We start from the raw sequence: 7227 nt of genomic DNA on the forward strand, positions 1-7227 counted from the left end.
GCAAAAGCTTCATGCTGAGGTTGGAATTGCCCAATTATGCAAAGACGGCGAAGAATTATGCGGAGATAATGTAGATATCGTTAGGACACCAGAATCGACGATCATTGTAATGTCTGACGGACTTGGAAGTGGCGTCAAAGCGAATATCTTAGCTACATTAACGACAAAGATTGCCACCGTTATGCTCAAACGCGGCATTCCGCTTGAAGATGTCGTAAACACCATTGCAGAAACTCTGCCAGTCTGTCGTCAACGGAAGATAGCCTACTCAACATTACATATCATAAAAATAAGTCCTGACGGTCAAACCACGGTGGTCGAATTTGACTGTCCAACCACCTTTTTAATACGCCAGGGAAAGGTAATTCCATTTCCAACCCGAGAAAAGATAGTGAGCGGTAAAACCATTCGCGAAGGGGAACTGTATCTCCAGGAAGCGGATATATTAGTGGCGGTAACTGATGGAGTTATACACGCAGGCATCGGTGGCTTACTGAAACTGGGGTGGGGTTGGAAAGGAGTAGCCACTGAACTAGAGGCAACATGGAATGAAAATATAGATGCTGAAACGCTTGGACAGCATTTGATAAATTGTTGTGAGGGTTATTATATCGGCTGTCCAGGAGATGATTCCACAAGTCTTGTGGTTAAAATGCGTTATCCTCAGCAATTAACCATCTTTACCGGTCCTCCAGCCAATACAGCCCTTGATGAACCACTTGTCAGACGACTGCTCTCTTTGCCAGGAAAAAAGGTGGTTGCAGGAGGAACTACTGCTCAAATAGTTAGCAGAATCATGAATTGTCCACTGAAAATGGATTTAACCTGCCATGATCCACAAATTCCACCTATCGGCTTCCTTGATGGTATTGATTTGGTCACAGAAGGAATACTCACGTTAAATGCAACTGTCGGTCGGTTAACAAATGTTACAAACATACATAACTCTACTAAACGCGATGGTGCCACTTTGCTTGCCAAATTGCTTAGCGAGGCGGATAAAATTAACGTTATTGCCGGTTTAGCTGTTAATCCAGCACACCAAAATCCCTATTTCCCCATGCAGATGAACCTCAAAGCCCAAGTATTAAATAATCTAAAAAATGTACTGCAACAAAAAGGCAAAGAAGTGAGTATTGAGTGGGTTTGAAAAAACTGCTTTGCCAACTACCTCCTGTTATGTTACAATATTGGCGATTCAGATAGTCTGAGAGGAGTATTACAATGGCAGGACATTCTAAATGGGCTAATATAAAGCACAGAAAAGGCAAGATGGATGCTGTACGTGGCAAAGTGACTACCAAAATTAGTCGTGAAATTACTGTTGCCGTACGATTGGGTGGTTCTGACCCAACAGGCAACATGCGTTTAAAATTGGCATTACAAAAAGCCAGAGAAAATAATATACCCAAAGAGAATATCCAACGTGCGATCCAGAAAGGCTTAGGTACAGTGGAAGCCAGCAATTATGAAGAAATTACATACGAAGGCTATGGACCCGGCGGTGTAGCTATTATGGTTGAAGCCATGACTGATAATCGCAACAGAACTGCAGCCGACGTACGTCATCTATTTTCTAAATATGGTGGCAATCTTGGAGAAACAGGCTGCGTTTCTTGGATGTTTAAACAAAAAGGAGTATTTGTGGTTGAGCGGGATGGCATCAAGGAAGAAGACCTAATGCTCATGGTACTCGATGCCGGAGCAGAAGATTTTGAAACCGTTGACGATCAGTTTGAAATAACCACTGCGCCGGATGATTTTGAAAAAGTCCAAGAAGAATTAGAAAAAAATAATATTAAACCAATAGTTGCCCGGATTACCATGGTACCGGAGACAACGACCAGCTTATCTGGTGATGAGGCAGTGAAAATGATGAAACTGCTTGACGCACTAGAAGATCATGATGATATCCAGGAAGTATATACAAATTTTGATATTCCGGAAGATTCTGCAGAATAATAAGCAGATTTTGCCTGTTATCTAGGTATTTATTTCATTTGCTTGTAAAACTTGTATATTTATTGTATTTTTTGGGAAAACTACTGGCAACGCTAGAGAAAGGAGTGTTGCCAGTATGTGGTCTAAACTTATTGCAAAACTTGCCTCATTACAACAGGTAACATTGTTTGGCAAGCCCATCCCTCTAAAGCCTGTATTAATTGGCGGTCTAATTTTATTATTGTTTGGTATTGGGTTTTATGCTTCTCAGGTCGATATGGATGCTAAACTGTTTAACCCGAATGAAACCGAAGCTGTTAAGCAGGATGGAAAAATTAAAATATCAACCAATACCGAACTTGTACAAAAAATAATGTATACCAAATGCAATGATGAAGAAGTATTTCGAACTAAGCCGCCTGACAATTTAATTGGTCTAACTCTTAATCAAGTTCAAAAAATCTATTCTGGCTGGTCTATCGATAAATTTGACACTAAAGAAGTGGAAATGAGACTACAGGTAGACAGTTTATGCCGAGAGCATGCCAATAATATGTTCATTGGTATCAAAGATGGGTATGTAACAGTTTTTAGTGGAAGACCTGGCCCCAAAGCCATAGTTAAAGAAGTAACAACAATACCTATAACTGCTTTAATGCCACAAGATGTTCAAGAATTAAAGCAGGGATTGGTTGTACAATCGAAAGAAGAGTTACTCAGAACATTAGAAGGTATGCAGGCGCGTTAAAGAGAGGCAAAGCCTCTCTTTTTATTTTTTGAAACAGGAAAAGTGCTTCAATTTGTCGAATGAAACTGGGAAAAGGGGGCAGCAAATGATAGTATTAGGAATCGACCCTGGCACAGCAATATGTGGTTATGGTCTGGTCGAAACGCAGGGAAACCGATTAAAAGCACTAGCTTATGGCGTTATTGAAACAACGCCAGATATGGAAGCAGGAATGCGATTACATAAAATTCATCAGGAAATTGATTCCCTGATTAAACAGTATAGGCCTGCAATTATGGGCGTAGAACTTTTATTTATGAATAAAAATGTTAGAACCGTTATGGCCGTAGGCCAAGCCAGAGGGGTAGTATTATTAGCAGCGGCTCAAAATCATCTCAACCTGGCTGAGTTTACGCCGCTACAAGTGAAACAGGCAGTAACCGGTTATGGCAAGGCAACCAAAGAGCAGGTGATTTATATGACCCAAAGGCTACTGCATTTACCGAACAAGCCGCATCCCGATGACGCTGCCGATGCACTTGCTGTAGCAATCTGCACTGCGCATTGTGGAAGTATTAACAGAACGAGGGTTACGAATGATAGGTTACGTTAAAGGAATAGTCACACATTTATTTACAGACAGTTGTTTTGTCAATGTTCAAGGGGTTGGCTACCGAGTTTTTATTCCTAATTCAACTAGGCAGAAACTGGTGGTTGGTCAGCCGGCAACTTTATTTACCTATCTTAATGTTCGCGAAGACGCATTGACATTACACGGATTCTATACACAAGAAGAATATGAACTATTTTTACACCTTATTTCTGTATCAGGCATTGGACCTAAGGTAGCGGCTGGTATTTTATCAACGATAACGCCGCAAAATTTTCGGGCTGCAATCAGCACTAATAATGCTGCCATATTAACCAAAATACCGGGTATCGGTAAAAAAACAGCAGAAAGAATTATTTTAGAATTAAAAGACAAAATTGGCATAAGTGATGAGTTTAACCCAACCATGTCCGGACAGTTATCCGCAGATACAAACCTTACAGGAGATATTATACAGGAGGCTATCCAAGCGCTTGCCGCTCTAGGGTATAATCACGCTGAAATTACACCTGTTATTAGGAAAGTGTATGAACGTGAAAGCAAAGCGCAGTCAGCGATATCATTAGAACAATTGATTCGGCTTGCATTGAAGGAATTTGGCCGAAAGTAACTGGGAGGAGCTAACTGGTGGAAGAACGTATTGTGTCATCAGGCGAGCAAGAGGTCGATTCCTGGCAATATAGCCTGCGACCGCGTCGTTTGCATGAGTATATTGGACAAGATCAAGTGAAGAATAATTTATCCATTTTTGTACAGGCCGCACTGGCCCGTGGCGAGGCACTTGATCATGTATTACTGTATGGACCGCCTGGATTGGGAAAAACTACATTGGCAGGAATTATTGCCAACGAACTGGGGGTTAATTTTCGGATTACTTCCGGTCCGGCAATTGAACGGCCTGGGGCTTTGGCATCATTACTAACCAACTTAGGGGAAAGAGATGTTCTGTTTATTGATGAAATTCATCGTTTATCCCGATCAGTAGAAGAAGTGCTGTATTCTGCAATGGAAGACTATGCACTTGATATTATTATCGGCAAAGGACCTTCTGCCCGTTCAATTCGCCTGGATTTGCCTAAATTCACGCTGGTAGGGGCAACAACCAAAGCAGGTGCTCTTGCAGCACCGCTTAGAGACCGGTTTGGGGTTATTTGCCGACTGGAATATTATACGACAGAGCATCTAGAGTGCATTGTAAACAGAGCTGCCGAAATACTCAACGTGGCTATCGAGCCCCGCGGCGCCCGCGAAATTGCCAGGCGATCCCGTGGTACGCCACGTATTGCCAATCGTTTGTTAAAGCGGGTACGAGATTTTGCGCAAGTAACAGGTGATGGCGTCATTACTGACGTCATTGCTGATAAGGCATTGGAACTGTTAGAAGTAGACAAATACGGGTTAGATAAAACTGACCGAAATATGCTGAACGCCATTATCCAAAAGTTTAATGGTGGCCCGGTTGGCCTTGATACCTTGGCTGCTGCTATCAGTGAAGAAACAGAAACCATCGAAGATGTATATGAGCCATTTTTACTGCAGATGGGATTTATCGCCCGAACTCCAAGGGGGCGAGTTGCTACCCCGGCTGCCTATAGCCATCTCAATATTCCATACAAAGCTAAAGAATACCAAGAAAAATTGTGGTAGGTGACTTAGTAATGCGCATGCTGTTACATGTATGCTGTGGTCCGTGTTCGGTATTTCCGCTGAAACATTTGAGGGAACAGTATCCAGAGTATGAAATAACCGGCTACTTTTATAATCCTAATATCCATCCTTACAAAGAATTTATGCGTCGCTTAGATACCCTAAAAAATTTTGCTGACAAAATTGGATTGAGCCAGATAATTATTGATGAGCGGTATACATTAGAAGAGTTTTTGCAGCAAGCAATCACAGCTCCTGGTGGACGGTGCCGCAAATGCTATGATTTAAGAATGCAGCAAACGGCCCGCTATGCTAAGGAGCATGGTTTTGACTGTTTTAGTACTACCCTGCTGGTGAGTCCTTACCAGCAGCATGATTTAATTAAAGCAGCAGCTGAAGCAGCGGCAAGCGAGCAGGGAGTTTCATTTTTTTATGTCGATTTTAGGCCAGGCTGGCAGGAAGGAGTTCAGATAAGCAGAGAATTGGAAATGTATCGACAGCCTTATTGTGGTTGTATCTTTAGTGAAAGAGACCGATATTATAAACCACGGAAAGGACAGAAGTGATGACAGGCGGATTTGACTCTTTTGGCAAACTGCTAATGCTATTTGGCGTAATTTTGCTAATCGCCGGGGCAATATTCCATTTTGGCGGTAAAATTTTTAGCTTGGGGAAATTGCCAGGTGACATTCATATTGAACGAGGTAACTTTAGTTTCCACTTCCCGATTGTCACCTCCATTATTTTAAGTATTGTTTTAACAATAATTTTAAATTTGTTCGCAAGAAAATAGTACCGGAGGTATGCGCGTGCATAAACATATGCTACAATGGTTACTGCTGGCTATTTTTGTTCTTTTGTTCTTGCCATTACCCGGTCAAGCCCAGACTGAGGCAAAAGAAACATTATGGCCTATGGAACCAAGCCTACGTGTAGGGATATTAACTGGACAGCCAAGTGTTGAGATTACGGCAGATGCTCCATTTAATCTGGTTAGTGCCGGAACAAATAAGATATTAGGAAGTTTCCGCGCATATGAAAAAGCAACAGTTTCTGCCAAAAATAATAGCTTAGCCATTAATGACACTCCGGTTGCAGCTACAGACATCCATGTAATTCTCAAAAAAGAAAATGTAATGGTGTTTATCGAGCAGTTTACCCATGTTAATAACCGCCGGTATCGTGGAGATATTAGTATCCACCGTACTGCTGGCAAATCCGGTTTAACAGTAGTCAATACGTTACCGGTTGAAGAGTATTTATATGGAATCATCAAAAATGAGATATCGCCAGACTGGGCAATGGAAGCGGTCAAAGCCCAGGCCGTAGCTGCACGTACGTATGCGTTGGCTAGTTACAATAAACATAAAAACGATGGGTTTGATGTATGTGCCACTACGGATTGTCAAGTATATGGCGGGCGAGAAAGCGAAACTCCTAGAGCCATAGAAGCAGTCAATGCAACAAGAGGATTAGTCTTGCTGCATAATGGTAAATTAATAACTGCCTACTTTCACAGCAGTTCAGGCGGACACACTGAAAATAGTGAAAATGTCTGGTCTTCGCCAGAGCCCTATTTAAAAGGGGTAGTTGATTTCGATCAAGATTGTCCTTATTTCAAATGGGAAAAAAAGCTGACAATTGCCGAACTTAATCAAGCGATTAATAAAGCCGGTTATACTATTGGTCATCTCCAAGCCATTGAGTTGTCACCATTGGATAATCCTTCCAATAACGACAGAGGTGTATCAGGCCGAGTTAAAACGGTCCGGCTCATCGGTACCAACGGCAGTGTAGAAATTTCAGGTACAAAAATAAGAAATATGTTAGAACTAAAGAGCACCCTGTTTGATATAACTACCACAGGTAATGTACGTGCAGTTGTAGATCAGCCAGTTTTTTCCACCAAAAAAAACCAATACCCGCAGACTCATAATGCCATTCGGTGTATTACTGGCGAACCATCTGATGTTGTGATTATTTATGGTTTTGGCTGGGGGCACGGACTTGGCTTGTCCCAGTGGGGGGCTAAAGCTATGGCCGAAAAGGCGCCACCGGGTAATACCGAATATTTTAAGGATATATTGAAACACTACTACCAAGGTATAGAAATAAAAAAAGCCTATATATAGGCCATAAATAAAGAGGGATTACATGCTGGTTTCGGATTTTGATTATGATTTACCGGAAGAACTCATAGCGCAGCAGCCGGTTGAGCCACGCGATCATTCCCGGCTATTGGTGCTTGACAGAAAAACGGGATCAATTGACCACAAAATGTTTTATGATCTTCCGCAATTTC

Annotated in this window: 10 protein-coding genes; all 10 read left to right on the forward strand. The window is 41.9% G+C overall.

The features are described from left to right. A partial coding sequence (locus tag AC29Z1_RS10645; protein WP_488271440.1) for a SpoIIE family protein phosphatase occupies nucleotides 1–1150 on the forward strand: 1150 nt, incomplete at its 5' end. A 74-nt stretch (nucleotides 1151–1224) separates the two neighbouring features. Continuing rightward, nucleotides 1225–1962 (forward strand): YebC/PmpR family DNA-binding transcriptional regulator, encoded by a 738-nt coding sequence (locus tag AC29Z1_RS10650; RefSeq protein WP_488271441.1) that lies wholly within the window; start codon nucleotides 1225–1227, stop codon nucleotides 1960–1962. A 115-nt stretch (nucleotides 1963–2077) separates the two neighbouring features. Then, nucleotides 2078–2689, forward strand: a complete 612-nt coding sequence (locus AC29Z1_RS10655) for a BofC C-terminal domain-containing protein (protein WP_488271442.1) — start codon at nucleotides 2078–2080, stop codon at nucleotides 2687–2689. Nucleotides 2690–2774: 85 nt separating this feature from the next. After that, on the forward strand, nucleotides 2775–3281 hold the full coding sequence (gene ruvC / locus AC29Z1_RS10660; RefSeq protein WP_488271443.1) for a crossover junction endodeoxyribonuclease RuvC: 507 nt from the start codon (nucleotides 2775–2777) through the stop codon (nucleotides 3279–3281). After that, the gene (gene ruvA, locus AC29Z1_RS10665) at nucleotides 3265–3888 is read left to right on the forward strand and encodes a Holliday junction branch migration protein RuvA (RefSeq protein WP_488271444.1); all 624 of its coding nucleotides are present in this window, start codon (nucleotides 3265–3267) and stop codon (nucleotides 3886–3888) included. Before ruvC ends, ruvA begins: the two co-directional genes overlap by 17 nt. Before the next feature lie 17 nt (nucleotides 3889–3905). Next, nucleotides 3906–4925, forward strand: coding sequence for a Holliday junction branch migration DNA helicase RuvB (gene ruvB / locus AC29Z1_RS10670; RefSeq protein WP_488271445.1), 1020 nt, complete (start codon nucleotides 3906–3908; stop codon nucleotides 4923–4925). An 11-nt stretch (nucleotides 4926–4936) separates the two neighbouring features. Continuing rightward, a complete protein-coding gene (locus tag AC29Z1_RS10675; protein ID WP_488271446.1) occupies nucleotides 4937–5491 on the forward strand; it encodes an epoxyqueuosine reductase QueH in 555 nt (184 codons plus the stop codon). A gap of 35 nt (nucleotides 5492–5526) precedes the next feature. After that, a complete protein-coding gene (locus AC29Z1_RS10680) occupies nucleotides 5527–5718 on the forward strand; it encodes a DUF2905 domain-containing protein (protein ID WP_488271447.1) in 192 nt (63 codons plus the stop codon). Between the two features lie 16 nt (nucleotides 5719–5734). Next, entirely contained in the window at nucleotides 5735–7057 is a 1323-nt protein-coding gene (locus AC29Z1_RS10685) for a SpoIID/LytB domain-containing protein (RefSeq protein WP_488271448.1), read from the forward strand. Between the two features lie 22 nt (nucleotides 7058–7079). Further along, nucleotides 7080–7227, forward strand: a 148-nt coding sequence (locus tag AC29Z1_RS10690; RefSeq protein ID WP_488271449.1) for an S-adenosylmethionine:tRNA ribosyltransferase-isomerase, incomplete at its 3' end; no start/stop codon positions are given.

It is taken from the genome of Sporomusa sp., from assembly GCF_057736855.1.

Bases quoted from the DNA above. Each gene is read 5' to 3' on its own strand.
- AC29Z1_RS10650 (WP_488271441.1), top strand. From the start codon at position 1,225: ATGGCAGGACATTCTAAATGGGCTAATATAAAGCACAGAAAAGGCAAG.
- AC29Z1_RS10655 (WP_488271442.1), top strand. From the start codon at position 2,078: ATGTGGTCTAAACTTATTGCAAAACTTGCCTCATTACAACAGGTAACA.
- ruvC (WP_488271443.1), top strand. From the start codon at position 2,775: ATGATAGTATTAGGAATCGACCCTGGCACAGCAATATGTGGTTATGGT.
- ruvA (WP_488271444.1), top strand. From the start codon at position 3,265: ATGATAGGTTACGTTAAAGGAATAGTCACACATTTATTTACAGACAGT.
- AC29Z1_RS10675 (WP_488271446.1), top strand. From the start codon at position 4,937: ATGCGCATGCTGTTACATGTATGCTGTGGTCCGTGTTCGGTATTTCCG.
- AC29Z1_RS10680 (WP_488271447.1), top strand. From the start codon at position 5,527: ATGCTATTTGGCGTAATTTTGCTAATCGCCGGGGCAATATTCCATTTT.